Annotated in this window: 11 protein-coding genes; 7 read left to right on the top strand and 4 right to left on the bottom strand. The window is 68.0% G+C overall.

Annotated elements, in window-relative coordinates:
* Window positions 1-49: 49 nt before the first annotated feature.
* Window positions 50-739, bottom strand: coding sequence for a TetR/AcrR family transcriptional regulator (locus tag CFR78_RS13745; protein ID WP_110581274.1), 690 nt, complete (start codon window positions 737-739; stop codon window positions 50-52).
* Window positions 740-1339: 600 nt separating this feature from the next.
* On the opposite strand from CFR78_RS13745, the gene exbB reads away from it, so the two are divergent.
* From exbB to CFR78_RS13720, 5 genes are all read left to right on the top strand, one after another.
* Entirely contained in the window at window positions 1340-2080 is a 741-nt protein-coding gene (gene exbB / locus CFR78_RS13740) for a tonB-system energizer ExbB (protein ID WP_110581273.1), read from the top strand.
* A 9-nt stretch (window positions 2081-2089) separates the two neighbouring features.
* A complete protein-coding gene (exbD, locus tag CFR78_RS13735; RefSeq protein ID WP_039999988.1) occupies window positions 2090-2554 on the top strand; it encodes a TonB system transport protein ExbD in 465 nt (154 codons plus the stop codon).
* Window positions 2551-3390, top strand: coding sequence for an energy transducer TonB family protein (locus CFR78_RS13730; protein WP_099963198.1), 840 nt, complete (start codon window positions 2551-2553; stop codon window positions 3388-3390). Before exbD ends, CFR78_RS13730 begins: the two co-directional genes overlap by 4 nt.
* Window positions 3391-3905: 515 nt before the next feature.
* A complete protein-coding gene (gene bcsA / locus CFR78_RS13725) occupies window positions 3906-8351 on the top strand; it encodes a UDP-forming cellulose synthase catalytic subunit (RefSeq protein WP_110581272.1) in 4446 nt (1481 codons plus the stop codon).
* Between the two features lie 16 nt (window positions 8352-8367).
* A complete protein-coding gene (locus tag CFR78_RS13720; protein ID WP_110581271.1) occupies window positions 8368-12165 on the top strand; it encodes a cellulose synthase subunit BcsC-related outer membrane protein in 3798 nt (1265 codons plus the stop codon).
* Between the two features lie 147 nt (window positions 12166-12312).
* Here the strand turns inward: CFR78_RS13720 and CFR78_RS13715 are convergent, their stop codons facing one another.
* Both CFR78_RS13715 and CFR78_RS16070 read right to left on the bottom strand, forming a co-directional pair.
* Entirely contained in the window at window positions 12313-13683 is a 1371-nt protein-coding gene (locus CFR78_RS13715; RefSeq protein ID WP_034929872.1) for an NAD-dependent succinate-semialdehyde dehydrogenase, read from the bottom strand.
* A 175-nt stretch (window positions 13684-13858) separates the two neighbouring features.
* Entirely contained in the window at window positions 13859-14089 is a 231-nt protein-coding gene (locus tag CFR78_RS16070; RefSeq protein WP_034929869.1) for a hypothetical protein, read from the bottom strand.
* Between the two features lie 35 nt (window positions 14090-14124).
* Here CFR78_RS16070 and CFR78_RS13710 point away from each other — a divergent pair, with 35 nt between their 5' ends.
* Window positions 14125-14628, top strand: coding sequence for a flavin reductase family protein (locus CFR78_RS13710; RefSeq protein WP_034929867.1), 504 nt, complete (start codon window positions 14125-14127; stop codon window positions 14626-14628).
* 29 nt (window positions 14629-14657) lie between these two features.
* Here the strand turns inward: CFR78_RS13710 and CFR78_RS13705 are convergent, their stop codons facing one another.
* Window positions 14658-15923 (bottom strand): low temperature requirement protein A, encoded by a 1266-nt coding sequence (locus CFR78_RS13705; protein WP_240471368.1) that lies wholly within the window; start codon window positions 15921-15923, stop codon window positions 14658-14660.
* 213 nt (window positions 15924-16136) lie between these two features.
* Here CFR78_RS13705 and CFR78_RS13700 point away from each other — a divergent pair, with 213 nt between their 5' ends.
* Window positions 16137-18536, top strand: a complete 2400-nt coding sequence (locus tag CFR78_RS13700) for a recombinase (RefSeq protein WP_034929864.1) — start codon at window positions 16137-16139, stop codon at window positions 18534-18536.
* The last annotated feature ends 211 nt before the right edge of the window (window positions 18537-18747 follow it).

Genomic DNA, 18747 nt, shown 5'->3' with positions numbered 1-18747 from the left:
CCGCCCGCATTCCGGCCGCGTGGCGGTACGCCAAAAAAACGCCAGCCCGTTACCGGCGGTCCCTGTTGCCCGACGGCGGGGGAACGGGTGTGGCCAGTATGCCCGTCATGAAGGCGCGCCAGGCGTGATCAAGGTAGTGGTCCCGGTCCTGTGCCGTCAGCAGCACCCTGCGCCCGAACAGCACCTGCTGGTGGGGGCCGCCAAGGCAGAGCGTGGCCAGCATCTGGCTGGTTTCCTCCAGGTCGCACCCCGCCTTCAGCAGCCCCGCCCGGGAGACGGCGGTCAGGAGCGTGCAGGTCAGTTTTTCCAGCGGGTCAAAGATATGGGCACCCGCATGGTTCACCAGATCGGGGAAGCGCCATCCTTCCGCAATGAAGGTGCGGCTCAGGGACAGCGTCTCGGGGCTGAGGATCAGGTCAAGCAGCATCCGCATGGTCTTGTACAGGGCCTGCAGCGGGTCGCTGGACACCATCTCCGCGGACGGGGATGCGGCACGCAGGAAGCTGTTGCCCAGTTCGGCAATGACCGTCTTGAAAAGGCTTTCCTTGGAGGGATGCCGCCGGTAGATCGTCTGCTTGCCCACCCCGGCCACGGCCGCGATCTGTTCGACCGACGTGGCGGCATAGCCCTGTTCGCCAAACAGGCGGGTGGCGGTTTTCAGGATCAGGGCGTCCAGTTCTTCCGACATCCGGCTGTCGGGCCGACCTGAGAATTTCCGCTTCCTGTCCTGATCCGCCATTCGACCCCCTGTGCGCACTTTCTTCCGATTATAGGGGACCCAGGCCCCCCGCAAGGGCTTTCAGCGGGGGCGGCATCCCGTCGCGGGCGGCGCAAGCCTCTTCGTTTCCGGCACCGCAAGGCAAAGCGGGCCTGCCGCGCGCTCTTTCCCGCAGAACCCGCCCGGCAGCCCGATGGCAGGGTGGCGCCTAACCGACCGGTTCCTGTCCTTTTGCGGCAGAAGGGGGGGGTGGCCTGCGGCATGCCGTCCTGTCCCGGCCCATGGGGAAGCGGGACGGGCGGACACCGTGCAGAATTTATTTGCGATTCATTCTTACACTCATTATTGATTGACCTGTCCGCGTGACACCCCGTACCCTCCACCGCCGGCCTGCCGTAAACAGGGGGCAGCGACTACCGTCCCCTTCCTTCTGGCCGCGTGCATTACCGGATTGCCGATGCTGTCTTTCAAGCAGAGATGCGACATGGTCGCAGGTCATGATGCGCCATGGCGGGGCCGGCCCGCAGGCGGCCCGGATGCGGCCGTGGTGCCGCAGCGCGCCCCCCATCCCGGCCCGGTCCGCGCCTGGCCCCGCAACCCTTCTGTCAGGAAAGGTCAGCCATGACCCCGATTTCGTTCTCTCCCTGGGCCATGTTCCTGGGGGCTGGCCCCGTGGTCCGCTGCGTCATGACCCTGCTGGCCGTGGCGTCCGTGCTGACATGGACCCTCTTCATCGCCAAATCGGTCGAACTGCTGCGCGTGCGGCTGAAGCTGCGCCGCGCCGAACAGGCGCTGGAGCAGGCCAATACCCTTGATCTGGGCGAGGAATGGACCCGCGACAATGCCTCCATCGCCCACACGCTGGTCATGGCGGCCGAGACCGAACGCCGCTGCTCTGCCGATATTCCCGATGATGGCGAGGGCCTGAAGGAACGCATCGTGCTCCATCTGGAACGGCTGGAAGCCGCCGAGGGGCGCCGGTTGCTGCGTGGCACCGGCGTGCTGGCCACGATCGGGGCGACCGCGCCGTTCATCGGCCTGTTCGGTACCGTATGGGGCATCATGACATCCTTTACCGGCATTGCCGCAAGCCGGGCGACCAGCCTGGCCGTGGTGGCCCCCGGCATTGCCGAGGCCCTGCTGGCAACCGCCCTGGGGCTGGTGGCCGCCATTCCGGCGGTGGTGATCTACAACCACCTTGCCCGTCAGGCGGCGTCATGCCGCGCGCAGGTGGCGGACCTGACCGCGCTGGTGATGCGCCTGGTCTCGCGCGATCTGGGGCGGGCGCGGCTGCCGGCGGCGGCGGGCAGCGTCGTGCGTCTTGACCCGCAGCCGCGTGATGCCCTGGCCGCGGCGGAATAGGGGGCGGCCATGACCATCCGTATCCGCCATGCCGATGACAACCCGCACGAGGCCAGCGAGATCAACGTTACGCCGTTCATTGACGTGATGCTGGTGCTGCTTGTCATCTTCATGGTCACGGCCCCGCTGGCCACGGTCAACGTGCCGGTTGACCTGCCGTCCTCTGCCGAAAGACCTGCCCCGCGCCCGGATGATCCGGTGTTCCTGACCGTAAAGGCCGATCACGGCCTGGCCCTGGGCGAGGACGACATCACCCCGGATGCCCTGCCCGGCGCGCTGGAGGGGGCGACGAAAGGCAACAGGGACGAACGCATCTTCCTGCGGGCCGACAGGACGGTGGATTACGGTACGCTGATGGGCGTGATGGACAGGCTGCGCGCGGCCGGGTACCTCAGGGTGGCGCTGGTCAACCTGCAGGGGCGGGAGGAAGGGCGCGACCCCGCCACCGCGGGCGGGGCGGGGGCCGCGCCATGACGGCCACCGGCCCGGCATGTTCCCTGCCGCCCTTCGCGCAGTGGCGGCAGGGGCAGGAAAGGCTGGCCCGGCGGGCGGAAGCCATCCGGTGCGGGGTGTCCCTTGCCGTGGTTCTGGCGGTGGCCGGTGGTGCCGTGGCATGGGTCATGCGCCTGCCGCCCCCGCCCGTGGCGCCGCCCGCTCCGCCGCCCGCCGCCATTGCCATCGACATGGCGCCCGAACCCCCTGCCACCCCGATGCCGCCAACGGATGTTCCTCCCGGCCCGCGGCAGACCCTGTCCATACCCGACCCGCAGCCCGACCCGCCGCCCCGCGTCACGGCCCCGCCCGCCCCCGTGCCCGACCCACCGGTTCCGGTACCGCCGGAGGAAAAGCGCAGGCTGCCTGCAAGAAAGCCCAGGCCGGTCCCGCACCTGAAAAAACCCGTGCCCGACAGGACGCCACCGGCCGATGCCACCACGGCGCCCCCGTCCGTCCAGGCGCCGCCCGCGCCGGTACAGGCCGCGCCGGCACCGGGTGCCAGTTCGGCCCGCGCGGCGCATGACCCGCTTACATGGCAGGGTGCCCTGCTGGCACAGCTGGAAAAGTTCAAGCGCTATCCCCCCGCCGCAATGGGCGCGCGGCAGGAAGGCGTGCCCACCGTCCGGTTCTCCATGGACCGCAGGGGGCATGTCATCTCGGTCGAACTGGCCAGCAGTTCCGGCCATTCCATGCTGGACCAGGAAGCCGTGGCGCTGCCCCGCCGCGCCCAGCCGCTGCCCGCCCCGCCCGACAGCGTGCCGGGGGACCCCATCACGCTGACCGTTCCGGTTGAATTCTACCTGCACCAGAACTGACCATGAACCGGGGGCCGGGGCGCGGCCTGCGCGCCGCCCCGCTGCCTTCATCCCGGCCCCCGCACACCGGCCCCGCCACCCTGGCCCCGGGGTCATCCGGTGCCCCCCGGCACGGACGGGCACATTAATTCCGCGTAACATCCCCCGATATGCCCCGTCCGGAGGCAGGTCCCCGCGCGGTGATCAGGGAAGCCCCGCCGCCGCTTATGCGGCCGGCCCGTTTCCCGCCCGGAAAACCGGATGAAAAATGGAATGTTGATGACCGGAAGCGGGCATTGACAGGGATATATTTCCAATATAAGGGGGAAAATTAACCATTATATTACAATATATATCCATTCTGTTCTGATAAAGCCGGATGGAAATCAGGATTTTTTATAAATGACCATCATGTAATGGCGGACGGGTGCTGCCTGTACCACAGGTTGTGGGTGCGGGACCGCGGGGACTGCCCGAAACGAATGTCCCGTTCCTGAAACCGCCTACTGAATTGCAGCGTATCGTCCCGAATTTCCATGATCTGGCGTATTCTCAAGTCTCCCTTCGTCACCGGCCCGCTCTTTGCCCTGCTGATGGCGGTGGTCAGCCTGACCTATCTCACCCCCGACCACCAGTTCTTCGTGGCGGTGGGGGGTGCGGTCCTGTTCTTCCTTGTCCGGCGGCATGACGAACGGTGGTCGCGCTGCTTTCTGATGGTGCTGTCCATTGTCGTATCCGGGCGTTACCTGGTGTGGCGGTTCACCTCCACCCTGGACCTTGACGGGGTGCTGCAGGGCAGCCTGGTCCTGGCGCTTGCTGTGGGGGAAATCTATACCACCATCCGGGTGGGCTTCACGTATTTCCAGCTGGCCTGGCCCCTGCGGCGGCAGATCCACCCCCTGCCGGAAGATGAGGGCACATGGCCGGTCATCGATGTGTATGTCCCGACCTATAACGAGGACATTTCCATCGTCCGCACCACGGTGCTGGGCTGCCTGTCCATGGACTGGCCGGCAGACAGGCTGAACGTCTACATCCTGGATGACGGGCGGCGGCGCGCGTTCCGTGACTTCGCAGGGCAGGTCGGGGCGGGCTACATCAACCGCGCGGAAAATGTGCATGCCAAGGCGGGCAACCTCAACCACGCCATAGGCGTCACGTCCGGCGACATCATCGCGATCTTTGACTGTGACCATGTGCCCGTGCGCGGCTTCCTGAAAAAGACCGTGGGGTGGATGCTGGCCGACCCCAACCTGGCCCTGCTGCAGACGCCGCATCACTTCTATTCCCCCGATCCCTTCCGCCGCAACATGAGCCGGGGCATGCAGGTCCCGCCCGAAAGCAACCTGTTCTATGGCCTGCTGCAGGACGGGAATGATTTCTGGAACGCCACCTTCTTCTGCGGGTCATGCGCCCTGCTGCGGCGCAGGGCCATCGTGTCGATCAACGGTTTTGCCACCGAAACCGTGACGGAAGACGCCCACACCGCCCTGCGCATGCAGCGCAAGGGGTGGGGGACGGGTTACCTGCGCGAACCGCTTGCCGCCGGGCTGGAGACGGAAACCCTGCTGCTGCAGATCGGCCAGCGCGTGCGCTGGGCGCGCGGCATGTTCCAGATGCTGCGCATCGACAACCCCATGCTGGGTCGTGGCCTGCGCCTGACGCAGCGGATCTGCTACATGGCGGCGGCCACGAACTACTTCTTTGCCATACCGCGCATGATGTTCCTGCTGGCGCCGCTGGCCTACCTGTTCCTGGGTGTCACCATGATCGCGGCATCGCCGTATGAACTGGCGGTCTATGCCCTGCCGCACCTGTTCCATACCACCATGACCATGTCGCGCCTGCAGGGGCGGTGGCGTTATTCGTTCTGGAGCGAGATTTACGAATCCATGCTCGCGCCGTTCCTGGTGCGCATGACGTTCGTGACCATGATCGCGCCGCACAAGGGCAGCTTCAACGTAACGGACAAGGGCGGCCTGCTGGACCGGGAGCGCTTTGACTGGCGTGCGTCCTATCCCGGCGTGATCATGGCCGTGGTGCTGGCGGTGGGGCTGGTCAGCGGCATCTGGGCGGCGATTGTCCATTACCATGAAACGCTTGTGTTCCGCGCCATGGCCGTCAATTCGATATGGGTGCTGTTCAGCCTGATCATCGTACTGGGCGGTGTTGCGGCAGCGCGCGAGACCCGCCAGCGCCGGCACAGCCACCGCGTGGCCGCCAGCCTTCCCTTCGAACTGGTGGATGCACAGGGCCAGGTGCATGCCTGCCGCAGCGTGGACGTGTCGATGGGGGGCTGCCAGCTTGACGCCGCCACGGTACCGGGCGCGGCGGGGGGGCGGGTCATGCTGCGCTGGTCGCTGCCTTCCGGCCCGGCCACGATGGGGGCGACCATCATTGCCCGGTGCGGCGGGCGGCTGCACCTGCAATGGGTCATTGCGGGGCTTGCGTCGGAACGGCAGGTGGTGGCGCTGGTCTTTGGCCGCGACGATGCCTGGGCGCGGTGGTCCGACTTCCCGCCCGACCGCCCGCTGCGCAGCCTGTACCTGCTGGTGGCCAGCATCTGCGCGCTGTTCCGTCCCCCTCCGCGCGTGCGGGATGAAACGCCGCCCGCCGTTGCGCGGAAAACGGCAGCGCAGGACGAAACGCTGCCCCGCCAGCAGCTTGTCATCCCGCCCGATCGCACCGTGGTGCTGCGCGATATCGGCACGGCGCTGGTCCTTGCCGCCATGCTCCTGCTGCCGGCCATGGACGCGCGCGCGCAGGCGGCCCCCGCCATGGCGGATGCCGGCCCGGCGGTGGTGGCCGACGGGTCCGTTGACGCGATTGACAATGCCCATATGACCAGCGCGGATGTGGACGAGGTTTCACACCAGCCGGTTACCCGCACGCGCACCCTTGCGGACATGGGCCGGACGGAGGACATGGTCCTGCGCGCGAACGCCCCGCTGCATGGCCTGAGCGCGGGCGTGGGGCGGGACATCATCATTACCGCCGCCCGTCTGGGCATTTCCGGCACCGCGCGCGGTGCCGCGGGCCGCGTGGCGGTCGCGGTCAGCATCAACAACCAGGACGCGGGCGTGATCTGCCCCACCGCCGATGGCGCTTTCGGGCCGGTGGACCTGCCGCTCAGCCCGATGTTCCTTGATACGCGCAACAGGATCAATTTCCGCCTGTTCCTGCGCGCCCCGCAGCCGGCCGACCCGTCCGCCCCCGCCTGCGGCCCCGATGCGCGCGGGCAGGACGGCAGCGCGGCGCAGGTCAGCGATCCGGGGGTGCAGGTCGTGATCTCGCCCCGTTCCACCCTGACGCTGACCACGGTTGGCCTGGTGCCGCACCGGCTGCTCTCCGCCTTGCCCTATCCGGTGCTGGACCCCGATGCGGCGCGGACGGCTGCGGTCACCTTCGTGCTGCCCGGCGGGCGTGATCCGGCGCAGCTGGAGGCGGCGGGCATGGTGGCGTCGTGGCTTGGCCTGCAGTCACGTGAAAGCGGCATCCATTTCAACGTGGCCGCCATCCCCCCCGATCAGGGCAGTGCCGTGGCCATTGCCCCGGGGCAGCCGGGGCCGTGGGGGCGCGCGCCGGCGGGGCCGGCACTGGCGGTCATGCCCAACCCGCACGACAGGTTCGGCACGGTGCTGGTGGTGACCGGCCGCACCCCGGCCGAGGTCAGGATCGCGGCACAGGCGCTGGTGCTGGGGGCGGAACATGACGCGCCGGGGGCCTATGCCGCGGCCCCCGTCGTGCATCCGCCCGCCCGCCAGCCCTATGATGCCCCCGGCGTGGTGCGCACGGACCGGCCCGTGACCCTGCGGGAACTGGTTTCCACGGCGGCGCTGCGTACCCGTGGCCTGACATCGGGCACGCTTGACATCGCGCTTTCACTGCCACCGGACCTGCGTTCATGGCGTTCCAGGCCGTTCATGGCGCGCCTTCAGATCAGCGCGCCCGAAGGCGGCGTGCTGGACCGTGCGAAATCGCGTGTCAGCATCACGCTGAACGGGACCTACCTGCATTCCTATCCGCTGGTGCCGCTGTCGCTCAACCCGTTTCGCACGCCCGGCGCGCCGGTGGAACACGATCTGGAACTGCCGGTGTGGAAAATGGCGCGGCACAACGAACTGCGGCTGTATTTCGATGTCCATCCCCGCCATATGACGGATGCCGCCGCCGCCGCATCGGATGCGGTGGTGGAACTGGACCCGTCCTCCACCATCGATTTTTCCAAGTCGCGGCATTTCGCGGTCCTGCCGGATGTGGCGCTGTTCGCCGCCTCGGCCTTTCCCTTTTCCCGTATGGCCGACCTGTCGGAGACGACCGTGCTGCTGCCGCCCCATCCCGCCGATGGCACTGTGGGCGCATTCGTGGACATGATGGGCTTTGCCGGGGCGATCAGCCGTTATCCCGCGACCGGGGTTACGGTCCGGGCCACCGACATGCCGGTTGATGCCTCGGTAACGGGTGACATCCTGCTGCTTTCCACACTGGACGGGCTGGGCAACGGGCGGGCCGCCCTGGCGCGCGCGGGATGCGTGCGCGCGCCCTCCCTGCTGGCGCGGCTGCGCGCGCGGGTGACGCAGGGCCGTGACGTGCCCGCATGCGACTTCACGCAGGGCGCGCTGGTGGCGGCGCAGTCGCCCTTTGCCGCGCAGCGTTCCGTCGTCGCGGTGCTGGGGGGAACACCCGATGCGCTGTCCGCCATGGTGCGCGACCTGCGTGACCCGGCCGACACGCCGCGATTCCAGGGGGACATGGTGATCCGCCATGGCGCGCGTCTGGACAGTTACCGCACCGGCGGCCTCTACACCGTGGGCAACATGCCGGCGTGGATGCTGCCGGACTGGTATCTGGGCGGCCATCCGCTGCTGCTGTGCGGGCTTGGGGGGCTGGCCGCGCTGTGCGGCACGTCATGCGCCATGCGGGTGCTGGGCGCGCGCAGCCGGCGGCGCATCCTGAACGATGACCTGACAGGCGACCTGTAACAGAGGGAAACGGACCATGCCGGATGGGTTTGCCATGCCCTGTCGCGCCTTCATGCCCGTGGGGCGGCCCGTCCGCGCGCGGATGTGGGGGGGCGTTGTCCTTGCCGGGGCGCTGTGCCTGTACATGCCACGGGCCGAGGCACAGACACCGCTGCGCTATGCCGAGACCATCCTTGACGGACAGATCGAGGAGGGGGCGTTCTGGATCCACCATGGTGACGACACGCACGCCCTGCATGCCCTCCAGCGCGCGCTGCGCATCGAGCCGGATAACCTTGAAGCCCGCCTGATGCTGGGTGCCGTGCAGGTGCACCAGAACGACATGGCGGGCGCGCGTGCCACGTTGCAGGCGCTACAGGCGCAGCCGGGGGCACAGGCGCAGGTCGCGGCCCTGCGTGGCTGGATCGGGCAGGCGCCCATCGACCCTGCTGCGCTGGCAAATGCCCGTTCCGCGGCCGATACGGGCAAAAAGCTGCAGGCGACGCTGCTCTATCGCGCGGTGTTTCAGGGCGCGCACCCCCTGCCGGACATGGAACTGGAATATGACCGGGTCCTGTCCGGCTCCCTGTCGGGCTATACCGAGGCGACGCAGCGCCTGCGCGCGCTGGGCGCGCTGCTGCCCCATGACCTGGAAATACGCATGGCGCTTGCGCAGGCCCTGAGCTACCGCCCCGCCACCCGCCCGGACGCCATCGAGGACATGCGCCAGCTTGCCACCGCCGCCACCACGCCGGATTTCATCCGGGGCGAGGTGATGCAGTCATGGCGCAGGACGCTGGAATGGATGGGGGCCGACCCACAGGCGGAACCCTATTATCAGGAATGGCTGGCCCTGCATCCCGATGACACGGAAATCGCCAGCCGCCTGAAGGCGGAACAGGCCGCCCGCGCGCAGGCGGCCCGTCTGGCGCTGGTGGGGGCGGGCTACCATGCGCTGGCGCATGGGGAACTGGAACAGGCGGAACGCGACTTCAGCAGTTCCATGGGCACCGATACCCCCCGCCCCGAGGCGCTGGAGGGGCTGGGCCTGGTGGCGCAGCGCCGTGGCGACATACCGGCGGCGCGGCGTTGGCTGGAGCAGGCGCGCGCCCTGGCGCCGGATGACGCGGGCATCCGCAATGCGCTGGCCGGGCTGGACGCCCCCGGCGGCGACCCGCAGCTTGCGCGCCTGTGGGCGCTGGTGGCCCGCCACCAGTATGACGAGGCGCAGGCCATGCTGCCCGCCGTGGAAAAGGACCACGGCAGGATTGCCGATACCCTCCGGGTACGCGCCATCATCGCGCATGCACGCCACGAACTGCCCCGCGCGGAAGCCGCATGGCGCGCGGTGCTGCGGCTTGTGCCCGGTGACCTGCCCGCCGCCGCCGCCCTGTCCGACGTTTTGATCGAGGAAGGCCGGATTACCGAGGCCGAAGGCTGGGTCGCCCGGCTCCGGGCTGCGCATTATCCCGGTGTTACGGGGCTGGAGGCCGGTGTGCTGGGGGCCATGGCCGAAAACGAACCCGACCCGGCCCGGCGCGCCCTGCTGCTGGAACAGGCCCTGCGTGATGCCCCGCGCAACGGCTGGCTGCGCCTGCATCTGGCGCAGCTATGGCTGGCACGGGGGCAGGCCACGCGCGCGCGTGCGCTTATGGCGCCGCTATGCAACCTGCCACCCAAAACGGACGAGGATACGCAGGTCTGCTTCGCCTTCGCGCTGCAGGACCAGGACATGCCGCGCGCCGATGCGCTGCTGGCGCGCCTGCCGCGTGCGGACATTACCGCGCAGATGGCCGATGGCGTGGCGCAGGTGCGGCTGTGGCACCAGATCAGCCACCTGCCGCCAGATGATGCGCAGGCTGTCCCGATGCTGGAGCACATGCCCGTCGTGCCCGATCCCGAAGGGACGCAGGCGCGGCTGGTGGTGAATGCGCTGCTTACACGCCACGCGCCGGTCACTGCCGCAGCCGGGGTGCTGCACCGCGCGCTGGCGGACAGTGCCGGGCATGTCAGCGTGAACCAGAGCCTGTCCTATGCGGGGCTGTTCATGCAGGTTGATGACCCGGTGGCGGCGCAGCAGGTGCTGGACGGGCTGCCCGCCGTGGCGCGGGGCAGGCGGCTGACCCCCACGCAGGCGCGTGACCTGCGTGACATGACGCGCAGCCTGGCCATTGCGCAGGCGGACCGTGATGACATTGGCGGCCACCCCGATGCGGCCCGCCGCCTGCTGGACCCGCTGCTGGCGCAAGGCCCGGATGATGCCGACCTGCTCCTGGCGCGCGGGCGGGTGGAAGCCGCACTGCGCCAGCCCGCGCAGGCGGTAGTCTATGACCAAAAAGCGCTGGCCATCCGCCCCGATGACACGATGGCCCAGGCCGCGCTGGCACGCGACAGCCTGGCCAGCGGCCACGAACAGGCGGCGCGCGCCATGGCGCGCACATTGCAGGCCACGCATCCGCAATGGGGCGATACATGGGAGATACAGGCCGAGATCGCGGGTCTGGACGGCCGTGACCGCCGTCGGCTGGCGGATGTGCAACGCGCCCGCGCGCTGGACTGCACCCCCCGCGATGACGGGGACGACAGCACCGGCCACGGCACCCGTATCGATGCGGGCTGCGCCCCTTACCGCGCGCATGCCGGGGATGAATGGCCGGACATCGGCACGAATTTCGTGCCCGGCATGGGGGCCGGCATGCCGGAGGTCTATCATTATGACCCGTCCCTGACCCCCGTGCAGGCGCTGGACCGGCAGGCGGACTACCTTCAGCGCGCGCTGGCGCCACAGGCGGATGGCAACCTGGAAATCCGTGACCGTTCGGGCCAGCCGGGGCTGGGCCACATGACGGTGGTCAATATTCCCATGACTGCGGTCCTGCCTTTCTCCTCCACACAGCACCAGCTTGCCCTTTCCGTCATGCCCAGCGTGCTCATGTCGGGCGATCCGCTGGCATCCGGTGCCACCGCGCAGCAGTACGGCAGTGTTGCGGCGGGTGGCGTGCGTCCGGGCTTTCATGTACCCGCCGCCGTGGCCGGTGTGGCGCTGTCGGCGCATTACCAGTGGCGGTGGGTTGCGGCCGATGTCGGGTCCACCCCGCTGGGCTTTACCACGACCAATGTGCTGGGCGGGATTGAGCTTGCGCCGCACCTGACCCACAGCCTGACCCTGCGGCTGACGGGTGAACGCCGTGCGGTGACCGACAGCCTGCTGGCCTATTCCGGTGCGCGCGACCCCGCCACGGGGCGGGTGTGGGGCGGGGTGACGCGCAACCGGGGCCATGGGCAGCTGGAATGGGCGCAGCCGGGCTACAACCTGTATGCAGGCGGCGGCTACGCGGTGATGCAGGGCACGCATACGGTAGCCAACCATGAAGCCGAGGCCGGCGCGGGGGGCTCCGGCCTGCTGTGGCACCGCCAGGACGCGCAGCACCTGCGGCTGGGGCTGGACCTTGTCTATTTCGGGTATCGCCGCAACACGTATTTCTTCACATGGGGGCAGGGGGGCTACTTCTCCCCGCACGCGTTCATGGCCGCCCTGGTGCCGCTGACCTATGACGGGCATGCCGGGCGGTGGACATGGTTGTTCAGGGGGGAAGCGGGCTACCAGCACTATACCGAGCACGCGACGGCCATGTTCCCGCTGGGGGAAGGCGGGGCTGTGGCGGGGCAGCGTTACGCGGGCCAGTCCACCGGCGGGCTTGCGGGCAATGTGCTGGCACGCGCGGTCTACCAGCTTACGCCCGCGCTGCGGCTGGGGGTGGAGGGGGGCTATTCACGCTCGGGCAGCTGGGATGAGGTGCATGGCATGCTCATGCTGCATTACGCGCCGGGGTAAGTATATTTTAAAAAGGAACGGAAGTTCCTGGTGAAGCTTTTTTCAAAAAGCCTCAGAAGAACGCCGCCTTTTTGAAAAAAGGCGGCATCCAGAAACGTCCTGTCTTTTAAGGGTGCCCCGCCCTGCGGGCAGGACGCCGTGCCCGGATCAGGGCGTGTGGACCAGCTTGCGGTTGAGGAATTCCTCAATGCCGAATTCCGAAAGCTCACGCCCGTAGCCCGAGTTCTTGATCCCGCCAAAGGGCAGGTCGGGTGCGGTGCCGGTGGTGCTGTTGATGAACACCATGCCCGTGTCGATGCGGGCTGCCACCCGGCGGCCGCGTTCCACATCGCTGGTCTGGATGGAACCGCCAAGGCCGTAGGGCGAATCATTGGCCAGGGCCACGGCCTCATCATCGCTGCCCACCGGGTAGATGATGGCGACGGGGCCGAAGATTTCCTCGTAGAAAATCGGGTTGTCCTTTGTGACGTGCGTCAGGATCGCGGCTTTCATGAAGAAGCCCTCACGCGCGATCCGCCTGCCGCCCGTAACCAGCGTCGCCCCGTGTGCCACCGCCTTTTCCACCTGGGACACGGCATGTTTCATCGCCACTTCGCTGCTCATCGGGCCATGGGTCACGCCCTGTTCCAGCGGGTCGCCGTACTGGAATTCGTCCAGTGCGGTTTTCAGCTTCGTGGTGAACGCATCAACCAGTGACGTATGCACGATCATGCGCTTGGCCGCGGTGCAGACCTGCCCGTTATTGGACATGCGGCCCTGCACGGCCAGCGGAATGACCTTGTCCAGATCGGCATCGTCCAGCACGATGAAGGCATCCGACCCGCCCAGTTCCATCGTGCTTTTCTTGAGCGCGCGCCCCGCCTGCGCCGCAACCGCGCTGCCCGCGCGTTCGCTGCCGGTCAGGGCCACGCCGCGCACTTCGGGCCGTCCGATCAGTTTTTCCGACTGGTCGTTGGTAATGAACAGGTTGGTATAGGTGCCTTCGGGCGCGCCTGCTTCACGGAACAGGTCTTCAAACGCCACGGCGCATTGCGGCACGCCGGGGGCATGCTTCACCATCACCACATTGCCCGCCATGATGTTGGGGGCCGCCACGCGGGCCAGCTGGTAGTAGGGGAAGTTCCACGGTTCCACGCAGTAGATGACGCCCAGCGATTCACTGGTCACGGTAGCATGGCCCCGCGATACCGGCAGTTCACGCGGGGCAAGGAAGGTCTCGGCCTTCTGGGCGTAATAGGACAGGATATCGGCCGAAAGATCGATCTCCCCCAGCGCTTCGGGCAGGATCTTGCCCATTTCGATGGAAATCAGGCGGGCATGCTTTTCCCGGTCGCGGCGCAGGATGTCCGCCGCCCTGAGCATGATCGCCCTGCGCTGTGCGATGGTGCGGTGCCGCCAGTCACTTTCCCACAGCTGGTGGGCGGTGGACAGCTTGGCCAGCATTGTCCTGTCATCATGAAGGTCAAAGACCTTTTCCGTCTTTCCGGTGGCCGGATTGATGGTGCGGTAGGGGCTCATGTCAGCATGTCCTTGCATGGTTGCGGGGCGGCAGGTGACTTTATGGCCGGGTGAAGGTTTGTAATGTCTGAACGGGGAATGCCCCGCACCGCAACGCGGTGCACCCGGCCGGCATCGCCCGGCCTGTTGGATGGCTGGCCCCATCGTGACTATATCCGTCCGTATCGTGTCAACATCAGCCACGGGCCGGCTGGGATGCGGTCAGGGCAGGCGTGTGCCGCAGGCGGCGCGGGCCGGGGGCGGGCGTGCGATGGCGCCACGGGTGGTCACGATGGTTTGAACACGACGGGGCCGTGCCGGGGCCGGGTACGCCCGCGTCCTGCCCCGCGCCATGCGGGTGCGGCACGATGCGGGGAGGGGGTGCCCCGCGGCGTGGCTGCTGGACAGGTCCGGCCCCGCCCGCCATGCTGGCGGCCGACTGACCGGAAAGGAGAGCAGTTCATGGATGAACAGGCCAGAAAAACCGCACTGCGGATGATTCCCTACGGGCTGTATGTGCTGACGGCGGGCACGCAGGACACCGCCATCGCATCGGCCACCATCAACTGGGTCACCCAGACCAGCTTCGCCCCGCCGCTGCTGGCACTTGGCATCAAGACGGATTCCGCTATTTACGACGTGGCCCGCAGGACCGGGGACCTGGTGCTCAACATCCTGGGGCAGGGTCAGGGCGGCCTGGCCTTCGCCTTCTTCAAGCCCGTCGGATATGCGGACGGGAAGCTGGGCGGGCAGGACATCCGCCGGGCGGGCAATGGCGCGCCCATCCTGACCGCGGCGCCGGCGGCGGTGGAGCTGAAGGTGCGCCACGTCGTGGAACTGGGCGATCACCATACCTTCGTTGCCGAAGTCACGAACGTGCACCTGAACCGCGAAATCACCGGCCGCCCGGATGAAGCGGTGCTGCACATGAAGGATCTGGGCGAGAAGGTTTTCTACGGCGGCTGATCCCCCGCCCGCCGCCATGCCTGCGGGGCCTATGGCCCGGCCGCCCCCGGCCTGCTGGCGGAAAGAAGGCTGGTGGCCAGCAGGATGGCGGTATCCACCAGCGCCAGCTGCCACATGGGCAGGGCATGGCCCGCAATCCCGGCCACGACCAGCACGCCCGCCCCCGCCACCTGCGCGCGGGCGATACGGCAGGTGGCCACCCAGCGATAGACCGTGCTGGCCACAAGATAGAGCACCGGCCCCAGCGTCAGCACCAGCGCGGGCGCGCCGGTGGCGGGTTCGGCCGGTTCTTCCAGCAAAATGTCCATGCCCACCGCCGTTACAATGATGCCCGCCACCAGTACCACATGCAGGTAATGGAAATACGCCCCCATCCGCCCTGGATCGGCCGAGGAGGTGATGCTGTGCTCGGCTTCCGTGCTGGATGTGCCGAAATACAGCCACCACATGGCAATGGTGCACAGGAAGCCGGTGCCAAAACCCCCCAGTTCCCATACCGACCAGTCCGGGTTCTTTGCCAGCGACAGGCCGGATGCCATGATCGTCTCACCCAGCGCCACGATCACGAAAAGCTGGCACCGCTCCACCAGGTGTCCGCCCGCGATCGTCCATTCCGTCGTGCGCGAACGCCCCAGGCCGGGCAGCCAGAACCCGAACATGGGCGAGACATATTCACACGCCACGCCCACCGCCCATAGCGGCACCCGCGGCCCGGGGGCCGCCAGCCCGCCCGCGATCCAGAACACGGCGGCAATTACCCCCCAGCCCAGGATGCGCCGGTAATTGGGCGCAAGCGGGTGGCGGGCGGGCAGGCTGCACACGATAAAGGCCGAACGGCCCACCTGCATGACCGTGTAGCACAGCGCAAAGGCCAGCCCGCGCGGCCCGAAGGCTTCGGGGGCGGCCGCCCCGCACACCACCGCCAGCGCCATGGTCACGAACATCACCCCGCGCAGCGCGGGCACGCGCGGGTCGAACCAGTTGGTGACCCAGCCGGTGTACTGCCACCCCAGCCACGCGGCAAACCACAGGATGAGCGTCTGCACCCCGCCCATCCAGCTCAGGTGATGCAGCAGGCCATGGCTGATCTGGGTAACCAGGAAGACATAGGCCAGGTCAAAGAACAGTTCCTCGTTCGTGACGCGCGTGCCATCCGGCCCCGGCTGGCGCATCAGCGGGTGAAGGGAGGGGGCGGGTATGGCCATGGTGGATCCTTCGGGTGGGGCAGGGGGCGTGGCCCGTTCTGGTGCCGCCGGGGGGCGGTGCCGCAGCGCCATGTAAAGTGATTCGTGCATGTAACCCGACTCTGCCCCCGGCCGTTACATAAAAAAATACACCGGGATTCGCGCGGCGGAAGTCCTGCCTTTTCACGCGCGGGCAGGGGGCAGGTCACGCATTTAAAGCGTGCATCACACCATATATGGTGCAATCATGATGCACCTACTACAATATGGGCGAACTGGCCGTCTGGCACGGACCCGGCTTCGCATGCAATCAGGGAGCTGGGCATGGACGGAGGTTTCTCGCTGGCTGGTGCGGCACGCATGCGCGCGCGCGACCCGTTCGAGGGGGCGTTTGGCACCCCCCCGCTGCCCGCGCGCGCGCTGGACCGGGGCATGGGTGAAGCCGTGGGCCGCCGCACCGTGTTCCGCCCTGCCGACCACGAGGATTTCGGCCATGTGGCCGACCGTGTCGCAACGGGCAATACCGCCCTGCTGGCCACGGTGGACCCGGCCGAGCGCGCGCAGCTGCGCAACGCCATTGCCACCGGCGCGCTGCTTACCTCGGGCCGCCATCTCCAGCATGGTGATGCCGGGCAGCCGGGGCGCAACATGGAAATGTTCACCAACTGCGCCACGGCCATCTGCTCGTTCGCCAAATTCTACCTGCTGCTCAACGGGTCCGGTGTGGGGCGGGCCTATGATGATGAACTGTGCATCGTGGACTGGGCGCAGGCGCCGGAGCTGAAATTCGTCCTGTCACCCGATCACCCGGACTATCCGCGCGACCGCGCGGGCCTGCTGCGCTTTGGCCTTGAGATGCAGATCCTGCCCTGGGGCACGGCGCCGGATGCCTTCGATGCGGGGATGGAGGACCAGGTCCGCGCCTTTGTGGCTGAAAACGTGCTGGCCCGCCCGCCAGAGGGCAATGCCCTGCGCCACCTTATTGATGACAGCCGGGAGGGCTGGGGCAAGGCGGTCGAGATGATCGAGGCCATGGCCTTCCGCGGCGCGCGCGAGCGCACGCTGGTGCTGGATTTCAGCGCCATCCGCCGTGCGGGCAGCCCGATCGCGGGCATGCAGGGGCGGCCCGCTTCCGGCCCCGTCTCGCTGCTGCGCGGGCTGCTGAACGTGCGCCGGCATGTGATTGAAGCCGCGCGCGCGGGCGGCATGCCGCTATGGGAGCAGGCGCTGCGGGTGGACCATTACCTCTCGGTCGAGGTGCAGGTGGGCGGCGCCCGCCGTGCCGCGCGCATGGCCACCAAGTCCTGGCGTGATGCGGATGTGCTGCGCTTCATCCGCGCCAAGGAGGAGGGCGGGCTGTGGACCGCCAACCACTCGGTCATGGTCGATGCCGAATTCTGGCGCGGCGTGAACGACCCCGCCCATACCGGCCCGCTGGCCGCCCACGCCCGCGCCGTGTTTGCCGAGGCCACGCGCTGCGCGTGGATCAATGGCGAGCCCGGCTTCATCAACGGTGACCGGCTGGAGGACAGCCGCACCGGCAGCGCCCGGCGCAAGCCCGTGCATGCGGACGGGCGTGATTTCCGCTCGCACCGCTACCAGGCAACCGAAGGCGCCACCCTGCTGGCCGATCTGGCCCGCCGCGCCACCACCGCGCATTTTCCGGTCACCACCAACCCGTGTGGCGAGATTACGCTGCATGTGACGGGCGGCTACTGCGTGATTGGCGATTTTGCCCCGCTGCTGGCCTGCCCCGTGCCGCTGGGGGCGGTAACGCCGGGCCATGTGCCCACTGATACGGCGCAGACATGGGATGCCCGCGTGCGGGATTCCGTGCGGCTGGGCGTGCGCTTCCTGCTGCGCGCCAACCGCATGGACGCGCTGTATGGCGAGGAAGTGCGCCGCACCAACCGCATCGGCATCGGGCCGACCGGCCTGCATGAATGGGCATGGATGCGCTTTGGCCTTGATTTCCATGACCTGCTGGATGAAGACCGCGCCGCCCCCTTCTGGCATGCGGTGCGGGAACTTTCCACCATTGCCAAGGCCGAAGCCAATGCCTATGCGGCCGAGACCGGTACCGCGCGCCCCGTCACCATCACCACCGTCAAGCCTGCCGGCACCACGTCCAAGCTGTTCGGCCTGACGGAGGGCGCGCACCTGCCCGCGCGGCGGCAGTACCTGCGCTGGGTGCAGTTCAAGGGCGTGCAGCGCGCCGATGGCATGTGGGAGACGGGGTCCGACCCGCTGCTGGCGGATTATGCGCGCCGGGGCTACCCGGTGCGCGCGCTGCGCAGCTTTCCGGGCATGAGCATCGTGGGCTTTCCCACCGTGCCGCTCATCCAGCGGCTGGGCATGGGCGCGCGCGTGGTGACCGCGCCCGAAGCCACGCCCGCCCAGCAGTACCGCTGGCTGGAACTGCTGGAGAAATACTGGATCGGGGCGGAGCAGGGCAATCAGGTGTCCTACACGCTCAAGATCTATACCGACCGGCAGGACCTTGCGGGTTTCCGCGCCATCGTGGCCGCCAACCAGCCCCATGTGCGCTGCTGCGCCGTGCTGCCCAGCAGGCCGGATTCCGACCTGGGGTACGAATACCTGCCTGAAGAAGAGGTGCCAGCCGGGAAATTCGCGGCCCTGGCGGCGGGAATCCATGACGAGGACGCGCGTGAGGTCGTGGACTGGGCGCATCTGCAATGCGCCAGCGGGGCCTGCCCGATCTGAGTTGGCGCGGCTGCAATCCTGCCTGCCGGTTTTGCGTGCTGCCGCTTTCTGGCCGCATGCGGTATCATGTTCACGGTGACTTGAGACCGGAGGGCCAGCGTGAGCCAGACTTGGGGGACGTACATAAAACGGGCACAGATATACGCTAAGGATTATCGGTGATTGTGATGGCTTGCCGGAGCGGGCGGAGTTTCCCTTCCGGGATGCCGGC

The sequence above is a fragment of the Komagataeibacter rhaeticus genome (assembly GCF_003207855.1).
GTDB lineage: Bacteria > Pseudomonadota > Alphaproteobacteria > Acetobacterales > Acetobacteraceae > Komagataeibacter > Komagataeibacter rhaeticus.
This window is presented reverse-complemented; position numbering and strand designations above follow the sequence as displayed.

Excerpts from the sequence above, each read along its gene's own strand:
- CFR78_RS13745 (WP_110581274.1), bottom strand. The coding sequence starts at position 739 with ATGGCGGATCAGGACAGGAAGCGGAAATTCTCAGGTCGGCCCGACAGC.
- exbB (WP_110581273.1), top strand. The coding sequence starts at position 1,340 with ATGACCCCGATTTCGTTCTCTCCCTGGGCCATGTTCCTGGGGGCTGGC.
- exbD (WP_039999988.1), top strand. The coding sequence starts at position 2,090 with ATGACCATCCGTATCCGCCATGCCGATGACAACCCGCACGAGGCCAGC.
- CFR78_RS13730 (WP_099963198.1), top strand. The coding sequence starts at position 2,551 with ATGACGGCCACCGGCCCGGCATGTTCCCTGCCGCCCTTCGCGCAGTGG.
- bcsA (WP_110581272.1), top strand. The coding sequence starts at position 3,906 with ATGATCTGGCGTATTCTCAAGTCTCCCTTCGTCACCGGCCCGCTCTTT.
- CFR78_RS13720 (WP_110581271.1), top strand. The coding sequence starts at position 8,368 with ATGCCGGATGGGTTTGCCATGCCCTGTCGCGCCTTCATGCCCGTGGGG.
- CFR78_RS13715 (WP_034929872.1), bottom strand. The coding sequence starts at position 13,683 with ATGAGCCCCTACCGCACCATCAATCCGGCCACCGGAAAGACGGAAAAG.
- CFR78_RS16070 (WP_034929869.1), bottom strand. The coding sequence starts at position 14,089 with ATGGCGGGCGGGGCCGGACCTGTCCAGCAGCCACGCCGCGGGGCACCC.
- CFR78_RS13710 (WP_034929867.1), top strand. The coding sequence starts at position 14,125 with ATGGATGAACAGGCCAGAAAAACCGCACTGCGGATGATTCCCTACGGG.
- CFR78_RS13705 (WP_240471368.1), bottom strand. The coding sequence starts at position 15,923 with ATGCACGAATCACTTTACATGGCGCTGCGGCACCGCCCCCCGGCGGCA.
- CFR78_RS13700 (WP_034929864.1), top strand. The coding sequence starts at position 16,137 with ATGGACGGAGGTTTCTCGCTGGCTGGTGCGGCACGCATGCGCGCGCGC.